At 36.5% G+C, this 19,231-nt stretch carries 15 protein-coding genes and 1 pseudogene; 7 read left to right on the top strand and 9 right to left on the bottom strand.

Annotated elements, in window-relative coordinates:
- From D5R40_RS13475 to metG, 4 genes are all read right to left on the bottom strand, one after another.
- Positions 1 to 1,058: tocopherol cyclase family protein (locus D5R40_RS13475; protein WP_124154762.1), on the bottom strand; the 1,058-nt coding region annotated here is incomplete at its 3' end.
- Between the two features lie 225 nt (positions 1,059 to 1,283).
- Positions 1,284 to 2,447 (bottom strand): LPS export ABC transporter periplasmic protein LptC, encoded by a 1,164-nt coding sequence (gene lptC / locus D5R40_RS13470; protein WP_124154761.1) that lies wholly within the window; start codon positions 2,445 to 2,447, stop codon positions 1,284 to 1,286.
- A gap of 1,023 nt (positions 2,448 to 3,470) precedes the next feature.
- Positions 3,471 to 4,085, bottom strand: a complete 615-nt coding sequence (locus tag D5R40_RS13465; protein ID WP_124145519.1) for a LabA-like NYN domain-containing protein — start codon at positions 4,083 to 4,085, stop codon at positions 3,471 to 3,473.
- Positions 4,086 to 4,203: 118 nt separating this feature from the next.
- On the bottom strand, positions 4,204 to 5,808 hold the full coding sequence (gene metG / locus D5R40_RS13460) for a methionine--tRNA ligase (RefSeq protein WP_124154760.1): 1,605 nt from the start codon (positions 5,806 to 5,808) through the stop codon (positions 4,204 to 4,206).
- 301 nt (positions 5,809 to 6,109) lie between these two features.
- Here metG and D5R40_RS13455 point away from each other — a divergent pair, with 301 nt between their 5' ends.
- On the top strand, positions 6,110 to 6,841 hold the full coding sequence (locus D5R40_RS13455; protein ID WP_124145517.1) for a lysophospholipid acyltransferase family protein: 732 nt from the start codon (positions 6,110 to 6,112) through the stop codon (positions 6,839 to 6,841).
- Between the two features lie 193 nt (positions 6,842 to 7,034).
- On the opposite strand, the gene D5R40_RS35195 is transcribed toward D5R40_RS13455, so the two are convergent.
- A complete protein-coding gene (locus D5R40_RS35195; protein WP_161564991.1) occupies positions 7,035 to 7,208 on the bottom strand; it encodes a hypothetical protein in 174 nt (57 codons plus the stop codon).
- Positions 7,209 to 7,361: 153 nt separating this feature from the next.
- Here D5R40_RS35195 and D5R40_RS13450 point away from each other — a divergent pair, with 153 nt between their 5' ends.
- Positions 7,362 to 8,198 (top strand): alpha/beta fold hydrolase, encoded by an 837-nt coding sequence (locus D5R40_RS13450; protein WP_124154759.1) that lies wholly within the window; start codon positions 7,362 to 7,364, stop codon positions 8,196 to 8,198.
- A gap of 4 nt (positions 8,199 to 8,202) precedes the next feature.
- On the opposite strand, the gene D5R40_RS13445 is transcribed toward D5R40_RS13450, so the two are convergent.
- Together D5R40_RS13445 and D5R40_RS13440 are read right to left on the bottom strand one after the other, a co-directional pair.
- Positions 8,203 to 8,652: a DUF2996 domain-containing protein gene (locus D5R40_RS13445; RefSeq protein WP_124154758.1), complete on the bottom strand. Its 450-nt coding sequence runs from the start codon at positions 8,650 to 8,652 to the stop codon at positions 8,203 to 8,205.
- A 14-nt stretch (positions 8,653 to 8,666) separates the two neighbouring features.
- On the bottom strand, positions 8,667 to 9,557 hold the full coding sequence (locus D5R40_RS13440; RefSeq protein WP_124154757.1) for a hypothetical protein: 891 nt from the start codon (positions 9,555 to 9,557) through the stop codon (positions 8,667 to 8,669).
- Between the two features lie 153 nt (positions 9,558 to 9,710).
- Between D5R40_RS13440 and D5R40_RS41015 the strand changes: the two genes are divergently transcribed.
- Positions 9,711 to 9,833, top strand: coding sequence for a hypothetical protein (locus D5R40_RS41015; RefSeq protein ID WP_282433630.1), 123 nt, complete (start codon positions 9,711 to 9,713; stop codon positions 9,831 to 9,833).
- A gap of 375 nt (positions 9,834 to 10,208) precedes the next feature.
- Here the strand turns inward: D5R40_RS41015 and D5R40_RS13435 are convergent, their stop codons facing one another.
- Positions 10,209 to 10,718: a hypothetical protein gene (locus D5R40_RS13435; RefSeq protein WP_124145513.1), complete on the bottom strand. Its 510-nt coding sequence runs from the start codon at positions 10,716 to 10,718 to the stop codon at positions 10,209 to 10,211.
- A gap of 1,299 nt (positions 10,719 to 12,017) precedes the next feature.
- On the opposite strand from D5R40_RS13435, the gene D5R40_RS13430 reads away from it, so the two are divergent.
- From D5R40_RS13430 to D5R40_RS13420, 3 genes are all read left to right on the top strand, one after another.
- Positions 12,018 to 12,755 (top strand): HAD-IIB family hydrolase, encoded by a 738-nt coding sequence (locus tag D5R40_RS13430; protein ID WP_124154756.1) that lies wholly within the window; start codon positions 12,018 to 12,020, stop codon positions 12,753 to 12,755.
- 4 nt (positions 12,756 to 12,759) lie between these two features.
- Positions 12,760 to 14,259 (top strand): glucosylglycerol-phosphate synthase, encoded by a 1,500-nt coding sequence (ggpS, locus tag D5R40_RS13425; RefSeq protein WP_124154755.1) that lies wholly within the window; start codon positions 12,760 to 12,762, stop codon positions 14,257 to 14,259.
- Between the two features lie 1,654 nt (positions 14,260 to 15,913).
- Positions 15,914 to 16,915, top strand: coding sequence for an NAD(P)H-dependent glycerol-3-phosphate dehydrogenase (locus D5R40_RS13420; protein WP_124145510.1), 1,002 nt, complete (start codon positions 15,914 to 15,916; stop codon positions 16,913 to 16,915).
- Positions 16,916 to 17,669: 754 nt separating this feature from the next.
- Here D5R40_RS13420 and D5R40_RS13415 read toward each other — a convergent pair.
- Positions 17,670 to 18,191: a DNA-binding protein gene (locus tag D5R40_RS13415; protein WP_192901139.1), complete on the bottom strand. Its 522-nt coding sequence runs from the start codon at positions 18,189 to 18,191 to the stop codon at positions 17,670 to 17,672.
- Positions 18,192 to 18,866: 675 nt separating this feature from the next.
- Between D5R40_RS13415 and D5R40_RS39560 the strand changes: the two are divergent.
- Positions 18,867 to 19,196 (top strand): annotated as a pseudogene (locus tag D5R40_RS39560) (IS701 family transposase); the annotation flags it as partial.
- Between the last annotated feature and the right edge of the window lie 35 nt (positions 19,197 to 19,231).

Genomic DNA, 19,231 nt, shown 5'->3' with positions numbered 1-19,231 from the left:
TCCCAAGACTCCCCACCAACTTCTAAACCACATAAATCACTTCTTGCTTCAAGAATCAATTTTGAATGAGTACCCCGGTTTTCCCTTAACCTCAAGATTAAATGACCGCGCATAGTATCCCGGCACAAAAATATTAATCCCTTTTCAGATGGTGCTCGTAGAGGTGTACCAGATAAGTTCGTAGTCCCATTCAATTCTACTTCAAACTTGTCATTTTTGGCTTGCATTTGCCATTCTCCCCAAGGCTGAATTTGCCAATGTACTTCCGAATTCCACGGTACAAACTCATAAAACTTACCTTGATAATGAATACCCACCATTGCCACTTCTTCCATCCACCACAATACTCCTCGCTTACCACCACCAGCAGTTAAAGCTAAATCTGATTCATCATAGAAACTATTGCAGTTGAACCAAAACCACTTTTTAGGGAAAGCACCACCCCAATTTTTCTCACTATATGCTGGTGCATTGGTAAACTCATACATATTGCCATTCCATTCTATCCATCCAGTGGCAAGACCATGAGCCATTAATATTTGCCATCCAGGCTCAAAAATTGGTAAAAATGATATCCAACCAGCAGTTGATTGTTGTTGTGCATCTGGGTCTCCCCAGCCATAGATAGGTTTTGTTTGATATTGCCAACGACAGTAATTATTTTTTCCAGGGTCAGAGAGAATTCCTTGATGCCAAGTGGCAGTAGCTTGATATCCTTCTTTGATTTGAGCGTCGAATACTTGTGGGTCTAGATAACCAATGGGAGCTGGTAAATTTGTTTTTCCCCAATGACCTAATTCCAGTACTTCTGGTGCTGCCCAAAATTTGTTGACATCTGGGAAGGTGCGACAGAGATATTCATCATTTTGGCCGAGAATTTGAGCGCCACCACCGCTGTAAGGTTGGCCACCTATAGGGTCTTCTATAGAGTACATAAAGGCGAAGGTTTGTTTCTCTTCTGGTAAAGTGACTCGGTAATACCAACCTTCAAAGAAACGGCGATCGCTACCATCCCAGTGATAGCCACTATGGGGTGTTTGTTTTGGATATGTTCTCACAACTGCGAATATAATATACTTCAGAATATTTTATGAAAATTTTTGAGATAAGGTTGCGCGACTTAATTATTTTGATAAACATCAACTGTGTATATAGAAGTCGAAGGAAAGGTCGCGGATATATCAAAAGCTGAAAACTCAGACAACGTAAGATTTTTCCTTCTTAACTTCTTCTTTCTTCCTCCTGCCTCCTGCCTCCTGCCTCCTGCCTCCTGCCTCCTGCCTTCATTGAGGAATAATTTCTGTGACTACATTACTACTACCACCTTCAATGGTAACTTTTTCATTTTCTAGTTGTCCAACTGCCCGAGGACCTCTAACATTAAATGGCGGATCAACTTGACGATAAAATACGTTTCCTTGTGCTTCAAAAGTCTGATTTTCAAAGTACCAAGTTAGGCGATCGCTATTTAACTGAGCTTGATTTTTTTGCCCTACACCAATAACATTTCCTGATAAATTGAAGGTATTGTTTTGAAAATTTCCTTGACCTTGATTAGCTTTCAAAACTACTTTTTCTTCTTGTTCTAATACTGTTATAGGCCCTGGAGAAGTAATCAAATTTTGTGGCATATTCCAAGTAACTAAGTCGCTACTTATTTGTACTTTTGGGTCAGTTTGGAGTAGCTGCACATTTTTCTTGAGAGTAGCTATTTTATTGCCTAAATCATATTCTGATTCGTCACCATAAGCACTGCCAATAACATTTTTATCTTTGAGTTGTTCGATTTTTATAGGTTGATTAGTCAGCAATTTTTTTTGCTCTATTTCCCAAAATAGTTGTTCTGTTTGTATTTTAAGCACAGGTTCTTTGACCATGGCTACTACTTGACCATAAAACTCTATTTTTTTTTCTTGACTAATAACTTTTGCTTTCTGAGCTGATGCTTGTATTTGTTCGTTACTACCTGTAATATTATTAGTGACAATAATAATTCCTGGTTCTGTTAGCCATTCGAGTTGTTGTCCTCTAATAACCACTTTATTTTGAATATCATATACTTCTATTTCATCTATCAGTATAATTTTGTTTCCATCTTGATATACTTCTCCTTGTAAAGCAGTAATTTTATAGGTTACTTTTCCGTCTTGAAATAATTCACCTTCAGGTTTTGTAACTCTTATTAATTCTTGATTTTGCAAATATGAAGCTCGTTGAGATTTTACTCGCCACAACATTTGACCTTCTTCTGATGCTTCTTCTAAAGTAACATCATTTAAAGTTAAATCACTCTCTGGTGTCTGAGTAGGAATTGGTTGTTCCGATATATTTTCTTGAACTTGATTTTGTTGATTACAAGCAGTTATTCCTAGAAGTAAGGTTACTAAGATGAATAAAGGTATTGATGAATTATGGAAATAAGAAAAAGAATTATTTTGTTCGATCATAAAAAGTCTACAAGAATAGTAGTTAATAGAGATAGTACTGGAAAGTGTTAATGAATATATAGACTGAGAATTATAGCGGTTTTCAAATAGATAGACTACAGTGGTTATTTCAGTTATCAGTTATCAGTACTGACCGCTGAAGTCAGAGGCTTAAAATACTAAAGTTTATTTTTTTCATTCCCTTGAAAGGCAGGGCTAATTCATTGTCATCAGAGAATATTTATATGCAGGGCTGTTTCATTCTAAACTGTCCCATTTTATGTATTGACGAAGCCACGTTATTTACAGCTTTAGGAAATTTATCTTTCGCTGTCTGAAAATCAATAAATTCATTGTCAAAATCTAGAATGAAATGACCTTGATTTATTATGAAATACATTTAATTGTGCAAATATAAGAATCTCCCCATCCCCCCCTCCTGGGATGGGTTAGGGGTAAGTCCCCATCTCCCTATCAATCCCTATCAATTTTTCTCTAGTGACAATCAATTAGTCCTGCCCTACTCCCCTGCTCAATAAAATGTAGAAAACTTTTTGAGAAATGACCTTATTTTTTGGTCAAAGCATTCTCTTACTGCCTACTCCATAACCTCAAAGAATTTTGTAGTTTACTTAAATGAATTGCGCTGTAAGTAATTAACACAGGCGGAATGACTTTTTTTGATAATTAGAACATCAGTTGTTGTTAATTATTCTTATGTTTATTTCTTTCCCACTCCCCTACTCCCCTACTCAAGAAAGTGTAACAAACATTTATAAAATTGCTATTATACCAGTAAAAAAAACTCAAGGAAAGTTTTTAATTATGAACGAAAATTTTCCAGCTTTTACTGAGATAATGCCCAATTTTCTAACTTTCCTTGTAGCAAATAATATTCAATTTTTGCTTTAACTTACCGATTAAATGTAGAGTATATAATTCTCTAGTTATTAATCTACTAACATCAACAAAAACTAACAACACTTTGAAATTGATTATTGTTCTAGAATTTGGTCATTTTTCTAAATTAAATTAGAACAAGTATTATCTTTCATCATGTTCTTCCATTAAACCTATAACTGATAGGGGACGATAGGTATAACTAGGAGACTTAGAAGTTTTTTGGATGTCTTCTTTAATGTTTTCTAGATCTACATAACGGTCAGACACATTAATTAAACTATCGCTAGTCATAGACCTAAGACTAACTACCTCGACCCGAACACCCCTATAACTCACAGCATCTACAGCATAAGCTAAATCTCCATCTCCACTAACCAATATAGCAGTATCATAAGAGCCGACTAAAGCCATCATATCAACTGCTATTTCCACATCAAGATTAGCTTTTTTAGAACCATCCGGTAGTTGTACTAAATCTTTAGAAATGACACGATAACCATTGCGGCGCATCCACAACAAAAATCCTTGCTGTTTTTCATTAGTACGATCTACTCCTGTATAGAAAAAGGAACGTAGAAGGCGAGAACCACCAGTAAGACGACAAAGAAGCTTAGTGTAATCAATTTCTATTCCTAATTGCAAAGCAGCATAAAATAGATTAGACCCATCAATAAAAATTGCTACTCTACCACGATTTTCTAGAATTTGTTCGGGAGTAAATATCTCATTAATTTCTATTTGTTGATGATTCAACATGATTTTTAACCTCAGTTTTTTTATTGATTAAAGACATTGAATTCTTAAGTCAGATATAATTTTTTAGCACAAAAAACAGACAATGTAATTTGAAAAAAACGATACTACAATTAGCTTTTTAAGAAACAGTTTCTGCCAGTTCTATTCTTTGAAAAATCGGTTGAGGTTGCCCAAGAATTTGATTTTTTGGTAAAGCGCCCCAGTTTGCTTGTTTGACAAAAATTTCTGAACTATTAATTACTGATTTATCGTTAAAGTCATTTGAGAAACCTAGTTGCTGATAGATAGCATTACTAATATTGGGAATTATTGGTGATAAAAGATAGGACGCTAGTCTAACAGATTCCAACACAGAATATAATACTTCTGCTAGGGCCTCTAACTGACACTGCTTATATAGACTCCAAGGAGCAGTTTCGTCTATATATTTATTGCTAGTTCTCACTAAGGCCAATACGGCTTCACAAACTTGACTAAAAGCTAAATCAGTATAAGCTTGAATAACTTGTTCGCCCAAACTCATGCCTATTGCTTTAAGTGGATGAGTGACTTCTATTTCCTCACCGTGAATATCAGGAATTTGGCCTTTGAAGTATTTCTGAGCCATTTTGAGAGTACGATTTAGCAGATTACCCAAGTCATTAGCTAAGTCAGCGTTTAGGACATTAATAAAGCGGGTTTCACTAAAATCACCATCAACTCCAAATTCTATTTCTTTGAGAAAATAGTAACGAACTGCGTCAGAGCCATACTTTTTTAGTAATTCAAATGGATCTAAGGTATTGCCCAAAGATTTACCCATTTTCTTCCCATCTTTGGTCAAAAATCCATGTCCAAAAACATGATGAGAGATTGGTAAATCTGCTGACATTAGCATTGCTGGCCAATAAATAGCATGGAAACGCAGTATATCTTTACCAATTAGGTGTAAATTAATCGGCCACCATTTTGATAAAGCATTCTCTAGGGTAGGTTCACTATCAGGATCTAGGAGTGCTGTTACATAACCTAATAGAGCATCAAACCAAACATAGATAGTATGGCTGGGATCGACTGGTAGTTGAAAACCCCAATCTACATTAACTCTAGAGATTGAAAAGTCTTGTAATCCTTGGTTAACAAAATTTAAGACCTCATTGCGACGACTTTCCGGTTGAATAAAGTTAGGCTTTTCTTGATAAAAAGCTTGTAGTTTTTCCTGATATTTAGAAAGACGAAAGAAGTAATTTTCCTCGTCGCGCCATTCTACTTTTTGGTTAGTATGGATGGGGCAATATTTCTCTTCTAGAAGTTCGCGCTCTTCTTTAAATTCTTCACAAGCTACGCAATACCATCCTTGTTGCTGACTTAAATAGATATCACCTCGATCCCAAACTCTTTGAAAAAATTCTTTGACAATTAACTCGTGGTTAGATGCAGTAGTACGACTAAAACGGTCATATTGAATATTTAGTTGTTGCCAGAGAGATTCAAATCCTGATACCACTAAATCACAGTGTTCTTGGGGGGACCTGCCTTTGCTCTGAGCTGTCCTTTGAATTTTTTGGCCATGCTCGTCTGTTCCAGTAATCATTAGCACTGATTTACCTTGTAGCCTTTGAAAACGAGCTACCGTATCGGCAGCAATAGTTGTATAAGCACTGCCTATATGCGGTAGAGCGTTAACGTAGTAAAGGGGAGTTGTAATTGCAAAGGTATCCTGAGTTTTATATGTGTTTTTCATGGAAAATCAGAGTAAAATACTATTGATTTGAACTGATTCTGGGTACAATCATAACGAGTCTAGATAGTATCGACCTATTTGATTTATACTTTGTTTAACTGGTTGTTTATTGACCTAATCAACATCATTAATTGATTGATCTGTAAAAGCCAATAAAACCCCCTACAATAACAGTAATGCTGTTACTATGTTTTTCTGGACTTTCTCAAAGAAATTTTAACTTTTGGTATCCTAACGTTACTATTCTGAGAAAATATTTATGAGAGTTTAGAATTTACATACCTAATTATTCAGAGGTAAGATGGGAGGCCAAGCAAATAATCTACTGCTTATTTCTCGTTTGTTCTTAGCTGCTATTGGCAGTAGAACTTTTGTTTATCATGCAGACAGGATTCCTTCAGAAGGAGGCATAATTGTTGTAAGTAACCATCGTAGTTTTATGGACCCTTTGTTACTGACAGTGGCCGTTAATCGGCAAATTAAATTTGCTTGTCATCACTATATGGGCCAAGTGCCTCTACTGCGAGAAATGGTTACTGGTTTAGGTTGTTTCCCTTTAGATAATTCGAGTCGTAGACAACAAGATTTTTTCCGACAGGCAACAAAGTTATTACAAGCTGAAGAAATGGTGGGGGTTTTCCCTGAAGGAGCTGCACCTATAGTTCGGTGTACTCCACCTAATTTGATTAGTGATTTTCAAAGAGGATTTGCTCATTTGGCCTTGCGCTCGCCAGTTGCAAATTTGGCAATTTTGCCAGTGGCGATCGCTTCATCTGATGAGCAGTTAATTTCTTCGAGAATACCTTTGAAGTTGTTAAGTTTTTTCGATCCTTCAGAACCTTTATTTAATCAACCTGGATGGCATCCAGCGATAGTTTATCAGCGTTCTAATATCATGTTTGGTCGCCCGTTTTGGGTTAAGCCTTCCCACCGTCAGCAATATCATGGAAAATACGCTAAACAGTTAGTCAACAATTTGACTGATTATGTTAGCCAAGAAATTGCTAATTTACTTATAGAAGGTTGTATTTAAGGATTAAACCTTTAACTTTTGCTTGATGTCTCAATTTTTATTCTAGAAACTCATATAAAAAATTGCTCTTATTCATCAATAAATTTAATAATTAAATAATTTAATTTTGTTTTCTCCTAAACCGAAACTATTATATTGCTAGTTAAGTCAGACTAGTGCGGCTACCCGGAAGTTAAAAGTCAATCATTTTTGATCATTTTCTTTGTGGGTTTAATACCCCACCGTCTACACGGTGTTCAAAATTACTTGGGGTGAGAATCCCCATGTAATTTTCCTCCTGTCTCCTGTCTCCTGTCTCCTGTCTCCTGTCTCCTTCTTCAATTGTAATTGTTTTAGGATTTTGTAACTGGTCAGTTATTTTCGCCATCCTGCACTAGGCGAATCTTAAGTAATAATTAGGTAGTTCGTAGAAAAAAAATCTAATCTATAGATATAGAAGGTAAATGATAAATTACTCAGAGATATTAACTGTTAATCATTAAATTATCAATCATTAATTACTTTTTATTTGTATTCAATCATGCAAGTGGCAAATAGCCAAATTAGTTTTTTAAGGCCAACTAAACCTAGACCAGAATTACCTTTATTGATTTTCTTGCCTGCTATGGATGGAACAGGTAAATTGTTGCGATCGCAACAGTCTAGATTATCAACTGCTTTTAATATTCGCTGTCTGAGTATCCCACCCAATGATCTATCGAGCTGGGAACAGTTATTGGAAAAGACAGTAGAGTTAATTGAAATAGAAAGAAAGGCAATACCGGAAAGACCTGTTTACCTATGCGGAGAATCTTTTGGTGGATGTCTAGCACTAAAAGTTGCTTTTACTGCTCCTGAATTATTCAACAAGCTGATTTTAGTCAATTCAGCTTCCTCATTCAGTCAACAACCTTTAGTCAAATATGGCTCATATCTGACTCAATACTTACCAAGCTATTTGTATAGATTATCGGTTACAGGAACTTTACCATTTTTAGCAGCTCTTGGCCGGATAGAAAGGGCAGAACGTCAAGCCTTATTAGAGGCAATGCAGTCAGTTTCTCAACAGACCTCAATCTGGCGATTAGAGTTAATGCGTTCATTCCAGGTAGACAAGAATCAACTAAAAAAGTTAAAAAAATCTGTATTAGTTATTGCTAGTGCAGCCGACAGACTATTGCCTTCAATATCACAAGCTAAGTTTTTAGTCAAGCATTTGCCTGAAGCTAAAATGGTTGTTCTCCCAAATAGCGGTCACGCCTGCTTGCTAGAAACAGACGTGGACTTCTACGAAATTATTCGAGATCGATGGGGCAGCGAGTTAGTTGGAGCAGAGACAGACATAGTATCTACTACATTAAAAATCACCACCACCTAACTTTCTAGTTTAAACTAAGCCACTTTTGAGCATTCAGACGTTGAATCACGCCAAACACTAATAAACCTAGAGTAATTTTACGCTCGTCAATTAAAAAAGGTTCTAGAGTAGCAGGTTTTGCACCATTATCTGCACAAGAAAAAGCTCTAGGGCCTTTAATATCTTTTTTCGGAAAATAAACATTGAACTGACGCTGGCCTTGTTTAAACTTACCCATCACTTGCCAACATTCTTCAGATGAATTGAGGCCAACCATAGGTAATTTCTGTTTAATTAGGTTCAGGTCAAGATCGTCAATACCTTGCTGAGTTAGAGCTTCTTGCAAAGCTGGCAAATAATCTTGCTGCATAAACTCCGCAAAAGGCTTATCTTCCAGAGCAGGAGGCTTTTCTTTTTTCACCTTACCTCCAGCAGGCTTATTTTCAGATTTTTTAGCTTCTTGTTCTTCAGCCATAAATGCTTCCTTAATTAAATTTCTGCATAAGCTCGTTCTACTAAACGACGAGCCAGAGTTTGAACTCCTGTATGTTCATAATAATTGGTACTCACATCTAGGAATGCAGCCAAATAATCCAATTTATCATCACTAAATTCTACAAAACTTTGCAGACTATTGGCCACATTATGGGGAGTAATGCCTCGATCGCTGACAAAATCTCCCATCCAACCAGAAACCGAACCAAAAGCTTCCCCAATAAAGCCTAACTTACTGTCTTTATTATCCCCAGGAATAGCATCTTCCATTTCCCTGAAACCTTCGTTTTCTTCTAGGTCTGAGGGGGATAGTCGTTCGATCCATTCTGAAACTGCTTGTAAAAAGTCTGGCCCAAGGGGAATTAAACCATCAAAACAAACTAAGGCTGCTAAACGCATCAAAGATTCCCCACTATAATCACCCAAAGCTCCTACAAAATCACCAATACTATCTCCAGGAATGCCATTGATGGAGCAAAAACCTAATAACTCAGCCACTACTTTCAGAGACAGATCGATAGTTTGGCCTTTTGCAGGTTTAGGAGTCAGGCTAGTTAACAAACCTCCCATTAGAGGAATTTTGTTACCAACCATATTAGCTAGGGTAGCTACACCTACAGCACGACCTGCTCCACTGACAGTTTGGTAGAGCCACAAAGCTCGTTGATATCCTTGAGCTTTGTCATTGAATAGAATTACAGCGCGATCGCCTATTTGCTGAATTAGGTCTTCGTCGTCTTCCCCTGTGACAGTGCGGATGGTATTTTCAAATCCTACCAAGTTATCCCATTCTCCAGGAACAATAAAATCTAAGGCACGTAAGGATTTAATTGTCAGATTGTCCTCGGGCAGTTCATCTACTAATTCAAAAATTGGCTTACTCATTTGTGTGTGGCTCCTTTGGTTAATTAAAAAGTTAATATTTGGAAGTTATAGCGCTTTCGGTGCAGAATGCTGGCGCAAACGCGCAGGCAACAGGCAATAGGCAATAGGGGGAATAAAAACTGTTTGCGCAAGTATTATTCGATAGGAAATCTGATGAGACTTTTATCTATAGAACCCCTGAGCGTATCTTTGGACGCGGTATGTGCTTTTGGCTTCCGTCCTCAGCCTGAGGAAGTTGTGGAAATTCAGGAACGAGAATGGGGAAAAAGCGGATGAGACCCCGCGTCGCCCAATAGCAAACCTGGTAGCTTCCCTTGCAGGTAGAAAAATACTCTCATCTCCCCATCTCCCCATCTCCCCATCTCCCCATCTCCTTCTCTATTTTTAAATAGATCCGTTTAGGGGTTCTATATTGGTAGTGCCTGCAATTGGTAAATATACCAGCGCGCACTGCTATAACAAAGGAAGACTATATTGTTTAAGTTGGAGGGCAGAATTATATTATGTCCGTTGGTATCGTTTGTGTAAACCCAAGGGTGAATATAAATTTAAGTTTTTTTTGCTCTTAAGCCTTCCTATTTCTTCCCTCTTGCTTCTTGCTTCTTCCTTACCTTCGCTATGCAATACCGATGCTACCGGACATGATATTATTTATTTGAGACTTGATAGACCACTTAGATTAAATTTTTCTAGCCATGCTTCCCGATCGCTGGGAGTAAATGAGGGGTCTTTTGATTGAGCTTTTACCTGGAAACGATTATCTACTAATACCGCAGTTGTAGTTTTACCTTGTTCAACTGCTGGATATCCTCCTATTTTTTTGCTACTATTTTGGAATTTGTCGGCTGCAGCAGGGGAAGCGGAGATGTCATTGATAGACATGACTGCTACTTCTTGACCACCTTTTTTGAGACTTGCTTGAGCAAAACCTTTTTTCTCTTGAGCATAGTTCAGTTTATAGTCGCCACTTGATGATGGGAAGTATTTGTTTAGACTACCGCCAGATACTTGTTGGGCTTGGGAAGGACGTTCTGTTTTGCTTTGTTGTTGGGCCTGGTCGAAACGGCTTGGTTGTTTGGCTCCGCCACAAGCAGATGTTAGTAGTAATAAGCAGATAAATATTGGGGCTAGAGTTTTTGCTAATTTACGGCTATATATCATTAATTTATCTCTCCTTAAATCATAATATTTGAGATTGCTAGTATAATTTTCTCTTAAAATCGTACTATTTGTGTTATTTTTTCTGATGGCCTAAGATAAAAATTGTCCAAAGTTGATCGAATGTTTTCTTTTTCAATTCTAGTGGATCTGGTCAATATTTACAGGACTTACGCAGAGAGTCTATATATAGCGAGAAAGAATACTATTTCCCCCTAAAGATGGTGGTTTAAAAGTCAATTTGCGTAAGTCCTGATTTAACTAAATCTGATGGCTTATTTTGATGTACAGCCTGTCTTTGTATAGATAAATCTGTCTTTGTCTAGATGAAGTTGATTGTTAGTGATTTTTTATCGGCACGAGTACCATCCTTGTGAACTAGGGCGATCGCGTAGATGATTTTTATTTTGATTGACTTGGTACAGCAGATTGCAGGTATATAAGGTACAAATATTAATGATCAAGTCTTTGTAGTGCGGGCATCTTGTCTGCGACTGGTGTACTTCACTAATATGAAACACGCTGTATCAGTTTGAAAGCAGAGGAAAAAATATTTAGGGTTTGCGTATGGAAAGATATGAGTGGTAGGAGTAGGAGTCAACCCACCCCCGCCCCTCCCAGGAGGGGAAAAGCCGAGTTAGGAGAAATGGGGAATGAGCGAGGAGATAGGAGTAAGAATTGTCCCTCAATTTTTCTGTCCTTAGTTTGTCTTTTATGCTAACTTTTTGAGGGTTTTAGACTAAAAAAAGCGCACTTTTTGGGAATCAAAGAAAGCTCAAACCTTTACATTTAAATGGTTTTATGGTTAATCAGCACACCCTATTTATGTGCAAAAAACAGTAATTTTTTTTGTATTTTTTTTGATACAAAATCTACTGTGAAACTTGACAAAATAATTTTTTTTTGTAACTTTTAAGGGTTATGAAATGAGGTAGAAACTAAAATATTTCCTAACTTAGAGATATTGGATAAATATTACAAATAATGACAAAGTTATCGAGTATTGTAAAATAAAAAGATTATACTCAGTAGATGTTATTTTTCTGAATAAAAGCAAGAGCAGTTATAGCCATAAGATTTGAGTTGTGAGATATTGGAAACTTTTAGGGAACAGGGAACACATGGTCTGGGAACAGAGAATGAAGAAGAAAACGTATCATATGAATATAATAATTGCTATATTCTATACTTTTAAGGAACATCTCAATTTTCACAACTGATTCCTGATTGCTATAAATATTAAATAGACAAATATTTTCTGTACCTTGTAGTTGTCAAAAAAACTGTTTTAAGAACAAAAAAATGAGTTCTGACTATCCCTTGATACTAGCAACAGACCTAGATGGAACTTTCTTAGGAGGTTCAGATGAACAACGAGCAGAATTTTATGAATATCTGCAAAAACATCGCCATCGCCTACTATTAGTATTCGTGACTGGGCGAGACGTGGAATTTGTGCAAAGCTTATGTGAAGATTCAAAATTTCCTAATCCTGACTATATTATTGGCGATGTTGGTACAACAATAGTTCACGGTAAAACTCTAGAACCCTTAGAATCAATACAAGGGTGGGTTGAAAAAATCTGGGGAAATGCTAGCGATCGTGTTAAAGAAATGATGGCAAATGAACCAGGAATAGAACTTCAAGAATGTAGTGGCCCACGGCGTGTTTCTTACTATTACGAACCAGAAAAACTCCAAGAAAGCACAGTTCAAAAAGTGTTTGATGCTGGATTTGATTGTATTCTATCTGCTGATGTTTATTTAGACGTAATGCCTAAAGGTGTTTCTAAAGGACCTACACTGATGAAATTCATTGAATTATTAGGGTTAAATACAGACAATGTAATTCCAGCAGGAGATTCTCTCAATGACTTATCTTTATTCAAAACCGGACTCAAAAGTGTTGCAGTGGGAAATGCGGAACCGAAACTGGTAAAACATATCGCAAAAATGAACAACGTTTATCACAGTCCTTATCCAGGTACAACAGGAATCTGGGATGGTTTGAAATATTACAGTAAATTATTGGAGGCATAACAAATTGAAATCCTCACTTGTTATTCTTTATCACCGAGAACCCTATGACGAAGTAATCGAAAATGGTAAAGTTAACTATAAACCGAAGAAAAGTCCCAATGGCATTATTCCAACTCTCAAAAGTTTCTTCAAAAGCGTCAACCAAGGCACATGGATAGCTTGGAAGCAAGTTACAGAAGAACAAAAAGTTGATTTCCAACAACGAGTTACTGTGGAAGAACATGGAAGCAACTATACGGTACAAAGAATCCCATTAATAGAGCAACAAGTGAGAGATTTCTATCACATTACAAGTAAAGAAGCATTTTGGCCGATTCTTCATTCTTTTCCCTGGTATTTCACCTCTGAAACCACAGATTGGGAAAACTTCCAACTAATTAATCGGAAATTTGCCGAAGCTGCTTGTGAAGAAGCTGCCGATGATGCTCTGATTTGGGTGCATGATTACAATCTCTGGTTAGCGCCCAAGTATATCCGAGAAATGAAACCTAATGCCAGGATTGCATTTTTTCATCATACTCCTTTCCCATCTGTAGATATTTTTAATGTATTACCTTGGCGAGGAGAAATTGTTGATAGCTTGCTTTGCTGCGATATTGTGGGTTTCCATATTCCACGGTATGCCGAAAACTTCGTGAATGTAGCTCGGAGTTTGCGAGAAATTGATGTTGTCAAAATTGAACCTGTACCAGAACATATTACCAAAGTAGGTATAGCTTTAGCAGAACCAGAAGTCACTACTCAGATCCGTCACCAAGGTCAGTTAGTCAGAATAGACTCTTTTCCTGTCGGAACTTCTCCAGAATATATCAAGAGCTTAGTAGAAAAACCAGAAACTCAAGCATTGATTGCATCTATTAAAGAAAAGTATCAAGGACGAAAGTTAATTATTGCCGCAGGTCGTATTGACTATGTGAAAGGTCACCGTCAAATGTTGGAAGCTTTTGAACGTTTGTTAGAACGTCGCCCAGATTTGCATGGCAAGGTTAGCTTTATTGTTAGTTGTGTTGCTCCAGCAAAAGGAATGCAAATTTATGACACTACTAAACAAGAAATTGAGCAATTAGTAGGGAAAATAAACGGGCGGTTTACTAGGTTTTCCTCTGATTGGATTCCAGTTTTGTTGTCTACAGAAGCTTTATCTTATCAATCACTTTTAGGTGATTTTGCTGCCTCCGATATCTGTTGGACTACTCCTTTGAGAGACGGTCTGAATTTAGTGGCAAAAGAATATATTGTTACTCGCCAAAATAGAGATGGGATATTAATATTGTCTGAGTTTTTGGGTGCAGCAGTGGAATTGCCAGAAGCTATTTTAACAAATCCTTACTCTGTTAAGTCTATGGATAATGCCATTGAACAAGCATTAGAAATGCCTATGGAAGAACAAAAGCAAAAAATGACAAAAATGTATGAAACTGTTTGGAAATATGATGTGAGATGTTGGGCATATCATATGTTTGAGCTGTTTCAAAATACCACCCATGATGTAGTTTCTGAATAGTAGAAGGTTTCTCTGTAAAGATATAACAATAGTTCATTAATTGATAATTGATAATTGATAATTGATAATTACCTCTGGTTAAAACCGGAATTGAATATAAGGAATATTTTCTTTTTTTTTCCTTAAAATAGTCCGCTTTAAACCAGAATAATTAATAATTATTAATTTGTAAATTTTTCTAAGAGGTCATTTCAGTTATCAGTTATCAGTACTGACCACTAAAGCCGGAGGCTTGAAATACTGAACTGAATATTTCTTTCATACCCTTAAAAGAGGAGGCTTTAGACCTCATTTTTTGGTGTTGCACAATCAGGAATGATGTAATCGGAACATTTGATATTTTTGAATAATTCTTTCCTCAATATATTTACAGTTGAAAATCTACTATCATTCTTTAATGTGCAACCCCCATTTTTTGGTAATAAAAGAGAAAAATTACTGCACCTAATAAAATTTAAGAAGCAAGGAGATAACATCATAATTAATTGAATACTTATAAATAATTATTGCTCTGCTGATTTAAATATCAAAGCATTGACTGATATTGGTTTTAGGCAAATTATGTCTAGAAATTATATGAGCTTTTCAAAAGCGATAGTTAAAAAAGTGAGGATTTTCGGGCAGCTATAGCAGAAAAATTACTATGACTATTATGAATGGCCACTAACTCTGTAATCCCCATTTATTCTACGTTCGCCCCTACTCCCTACTCCCTACTCCCTACAAAGAGCAAAAAGACTTTCCATACGCAAACCCTAATTAGAGGGGAGTCAAAACTCAGAATTCACCAAGTCAGCAAAAAAGAATTTATACCAAATCTGATTACTATAGACCACAATCTTAGGACTCGTTTCATTAATGGATAATGGATAATGGATAATTACCTCTAGTTAAAACCGTTACGGAATTGAATATAAGGAAATATTATTTCTTCTCTTGGTCAATTGGATATGGTTAGGAAACCCATCCATTCCACCCTACGGGAAGCTGGGCTAACGACCGCTTTTTTTTCCCTTTGTAGAGCGACAGCTCGCGGCGCAGCCAAGGGAAGGCTTTTGACCTGAATTATTTAATTAACAATTATTAATTATTAATTATTCGATAAAAATAACTATTACAGTTTTTTTGATGGAAGCTGTATTTCACAATTTATCCCAGATAAAATTTGTACAACTTATTTTTACATGGCTCCTTACTATCAGCATTAACTGACATTTTGACTTGTTATATTAAATCCGTTTAATTCGGTATAAAAAAATGTTCCATCTTCAACCATTACCAAATATTTCTCGAGTTCCCCTACTCCCCTACTCCCCTACCCAGCATCTAATTACACTGATGCTACCGGATTTGATATTACTGTGATTGGAGCCAGGAAAAGTGTTACAAGAAAGTTGAATACTATCCTCAATTTATGGAAGAAAATTTCATTCCAGATTATGTTATGGAAAGTACTGAGTATTCTCAGAATACAGGAGTTACTGCTGAGTTTCTTTAGCTATTTTGGTATAGCAAAATCTTTCATCTTAACTTATGGGTAGAGTGTGAATAGATGAACAGATTAATGGTAATTTTTCTGTAAATTACTATTAACCTACTCTACTAACTTCTATCAAAAATTGAGTAATTAACTAACAGGTAAAAATCATAAATTATGGTAAATAAAATATCTCAAGCTGATAAAAGAAGAGAAATTATTAAAACTTTCGACTCTGCTTATCCAGTATCTAGCGAAAAGGCAACTTTAGCAATTATAGGTGCAGGTGCATGGGGTTCTGCTTTAGCAAAATTGGCTGGTCATAATCAACATGAAATACATTTATGGTCTCGTAGCTTGAATGTCAATTTATCAGAAATACTCCAAGATGTTGATATTATAGTTTCGGCAATTTCTATGAAAGGAGTGAATGAAACGGCAGAAAAAATCAAAAAAATTGGATTATCAGAAAAGGTAATTATTGTGACTGCTACAAAAGGATTAGATCCAGCAACAAGGCGGACTCCTTCTCAGATTTGGGAAACAAATTTTCCTAATAATTCAGTTGTGGTTTTATCTGGTCCTAATTTATCAAAAGAAATTAATGATAAATTACCTGCTGCAACGGTAGTTGCTAGTAAAAATAAGGCAGCAGCAACAACAGTACAAAATATTTTTGCTTCTGGTTTATTTCGGGTTTATAGTAGTCCAGATCCTATTGGTACAGAGTTAGGTGGAACCTTGAAAAATGTTATTGCTATTGCTGCTGGAGTTTGTGATGGTTTGGAACTTGGTACTAATGCTAAATCAGCTTTGTTAACTCGTGCTTTGACAGAAATGATTCGGGTTGGTAATCATTTAGGCGGACAAACTGAAACTTTTTTTGGGTTATCTGGTTTAGGAGATATGTTGGCAACTTGTAGTAGTTCTTTGAGTAGAAATTATCGGGTTGGTTATGGTTTAGCTCAAGGTAAAAGTTTGGAGAAAATTTTAGACGAATTACAAGGTACTGCTGAGGGTGTTAATACTACGAATGTTTTGATCGATCTTGCTTACCGAGAGGAAATTCGCGTACCTATTTCTCATCAGGTTTTTCTTTTATTAAATGGCAAAATTACTCCAGAAGAAGCAGTAGTAGCTCTGATGGAAAGAGATTTGAAAGCTGAATTTTGTGATTGATTCTCAACTGAAAGCTCAAAATATTGTGGATTAGTAATGTGTTTTTTGTTTTAAGTAGTTAATGGTACTTAGACATTTTTTGGTAGGAAAAATGCGTCAAAGTTAGTCTAGACAAGGGAATTACGTCGATGCGTTAAAAATGGCTAGCACCCTTAGTAATTCAGGATTTTACCTTTTTGACGTAAAACCCTATGTCTATCTATATTTGAGCCTATTTTATGGCTTTTTTTTGTGTAAGTCCCATTAAGCAAAATTAATTATATATCTACGGCTCTTGTATAATATAAGTATATTTGTTGTTCTCTGTTATCTACTTTTATCAAATGTCAAATTAATTTTCATGGATACCTGTAGTAGGGAACAGCTCCATCAGGCAATAAGTAACCTTGGGAAAAAATCAAACCGTGTTCGATTTATCATCAGCCTATCTCAAGCACCAACCTTTTCTTTAGCTATGTTTTTATAGCTGCACGAATATTTATGATTGTCAGTAGTAAAACAGCAAGAATTTCAGAAATTCTAATCCTCTAGTCTAAGAAAAATTAGTTTTTCCTGTGATGCTCAGATTTTCTCAAAATTTATAGTAGTCGAAAGAAAGGTTAGGAAAGATCAAAAGCTTAAAACTCAGACAACGCAATATTCTTCCTTCTTCTTCCTTCCTTCTTCTGATCTAAACATAGTAAAACTCAGCCTAAGAGCAAAAACTAGCTAGGCAGTAGAACTAAATATAGGAACAATCTATTGGATATGCAGACTAGGAAATGGCAATACTGCTGATACCATGCTTGTCTATGGCTTCGACAGATTCAGGAGGTGAGGATTCTATCTCCCAATCTGGGAAAACTTTACGGATAACCTGAATATGAGGATCAACCTCAATCCAAAGCCTTGCTCCGCCAGCCTGACTGCGATTTGGCTTGTGAGGTCTGTAGATGATTTTGCAAGGTCCGACTATTTCCGCTTCATGGCATCTATGATTGCGATCGCCTTGTTTAACAGAGATAGCCGGATCACTGGTACCGTTGTCTCGGTTATCATCAATTACCTTTCGCACAATGTGAATAAAGGTATTGCCTGTACGCTTTCCTTTGTTCCAAGTACCTTGTGGACCTCGAAGACCAGGGGTTATTTCAGGCATTCCCCGATTGTTTAGAGGAATTGCCCAAAATCTACCTTTTTTCTTCGCTCCAATAACCCGACTTTGTTTCAAGAGCAGTCTGAGTCTGGCAGTAGAAATATTTAAGAGGAATGCTGCTTCCGTGGTTCCTACTAACATTGGCCTAAACTATTTCGGAATGATTTTTCAAATATACCACGCTAAAGTGTTCTGAAAAATTTTTCAGAATTTATAAGAGTGGTAAATAAGTAGTAAAATTTATTATACCATTTCTGGATAATGTAAGTATAATAAAAATGTTCTATTGAAGCGATCTGGAAGGAATATCCCAAATTTATGCTCCGTTTCTAGTGTTCGGTTTTGAATTTACCGAAAAATTGTGGGTATGCGCCTCCCCTTTTAAGGGAATAAAAAGCGGTCGATCTTCGGAGCTTCCCGTAGGGTGGGAAGGCGTACTTCGGAGCGGCTTTGTCACTCTTCAGGTTTCGGAGCTGGCCAACCATCGACCAAGAGAAAAGAGAATATTCCTGATGTCAAGTCTCCTGATTACAGAGCTACTGATAACTGAGACACCTACCACCTACCACCTCAGAAGTTTACCGGAAAATTGGGGTAGGCGCCTCCCCCTTTTAGGGGGACTTTTTGTTAATTAGGGCTGGCAAGTACTTTATTTGTCTGCGATAATTTGATCGTAGCATTATGGCACTCAAACTTTTCTATGCTCGTCTACGAGATGAAAATGCAAGGCACAGAAAATCATTACAGAAAGCTAGATTCAGCTATTCTTACTGGTAGATTTGTGCGTAACAGCATTATCAGAGCTTGGATAGATTGATCGTAAATAACTATTCCAACAGAAATTGGATAGAGGTTTTTTACCGATAAGCAATCATGATGGTTAGGATTAAAAGAACATCAAGTAATAGATAAATGGAGTATAGAACGCCATTTGATCTAGAGTATTTTGTGCCTATACTTTGATGATTTGGCATCAGCTAACTGGAGGATTACAGAGGTAATGGGGGAATAAACCTTTGAAGACATTTACTGATGCAATGGTACGCTTTTCGTACAGCTATGTCTTTCCGTTTTTTTGATTGGTTAACTAATAACCGTGACGTATTTGCCTCTGACAGAGAGAGTTTGGGCTATATTTGGTCTTAAAAGTTCTGTAAGTCGCAATAGGTATAACTTTTTTT

The sequence above is a fragment of the Okeania hirsuta genome (assembly GCF_003838195.1).
GTDB classification, from domain to species: Bacteria; Cyanobacteriota; Cyanobacteriia; order Cyanobacteriales; family Microcoleaceae; genus Okeania; species Okeania hirsuta.
The sequence above is the reverse complement of the archived record's forward strand: the minus strand, read 5'-3'. Positions and strand labels throughout refer to the sequence as shown.

Bases quoted from the DNA above. Each gene is read 5' to 3' on its own strand.
- lptC (WP_124154761.1), bottom strand. From the start codon at position 2,447: ATGATCGAACAAAATAATTCTTTTTCTTATTTCCATAATTCATCAATA.
- D5R40_RS13465 (WP_124145519.1), bottom strand. From the start codon at position 4,085: ATGTTGAATCATCAACAAATAGAAATTAATGAGATATTTACTCCCGAA.
- metG (WP_124154760.1), bottom strand. From the start codon at position 5,808: ATGAAAAACACATATAAAACTCAGGATACCTTTGCAATTACAACTCCC.
- D5R40_RS13455 (WP_124145517.1), top strand. From the start codon at position 6,110: ATGGGAGGCCAAGCAAATAATCTACTGCTTATTTCTCGTTTGTTCTTA.
- D5R40_RS35195 (WP_161564991.1), bottom strand. From the start codon at position 7,208: ATGGCGAAAATAACTGACCAGTTACAAAATCCTAAAACAATTACAATT.
- D5R40_RS13450 (WP_124154759.1), top strand. From the start codon at position 7,362: ATGCAAGTGGCAAATAGCCAAATTAGTTTTTTAAGGCCAACTAAACCT.
- D5R40_RS13445 (WP_124154758.1), bottom strand. From the start codon at position 8,652: ATGGCTGAAGAACAAGAAGCTAAAAAATCTGAAAATAAGCCTGCTGGA.
- D5R40_RS13440 (WP_124154757.1), bottom strand. From the start codon at position 9,557: ATGAGTAAGCCAATTTTTGAATTAGTAGATGAACTGCCCGAGGACAAT.
- D5R40_RS41015 (WP_282433630.1), top strand. From the start codon at position 9,711: ATGAGACTTTTATCTATAGAACCCCTGAGCGTATCTTTGGACGCGGTA.
- D5R40_RS13435 (WP_124145513.1), bottom strand. From the start codon at position 10,718: ATGATATATAGCCGTAAATTAGCAAAAACTCTAGCCCCAATATTTATC.
- D5R40_RS13430 (WP_124154756.1), top strand. From the start codon at position 12,018: ATGAGTTCTGACTATCCCTTGATACTAGCAACAGACCTAGATGGAACT.
- D5R40_RS13420 (WP_124145510.1), top strand. From the start codon at position 15,914: ATGGTAAATAAAATATCTCAAGCTGATAAAAGAAGAGAAATTATTAAA.
- D5R40_RS13415 (WP_192901139.1), bottom strand. From the start codon at position 18,191: ATGTTAGTAGGAACCACGGAAGCAGCATTCCTCTTAAATATTTCTACT.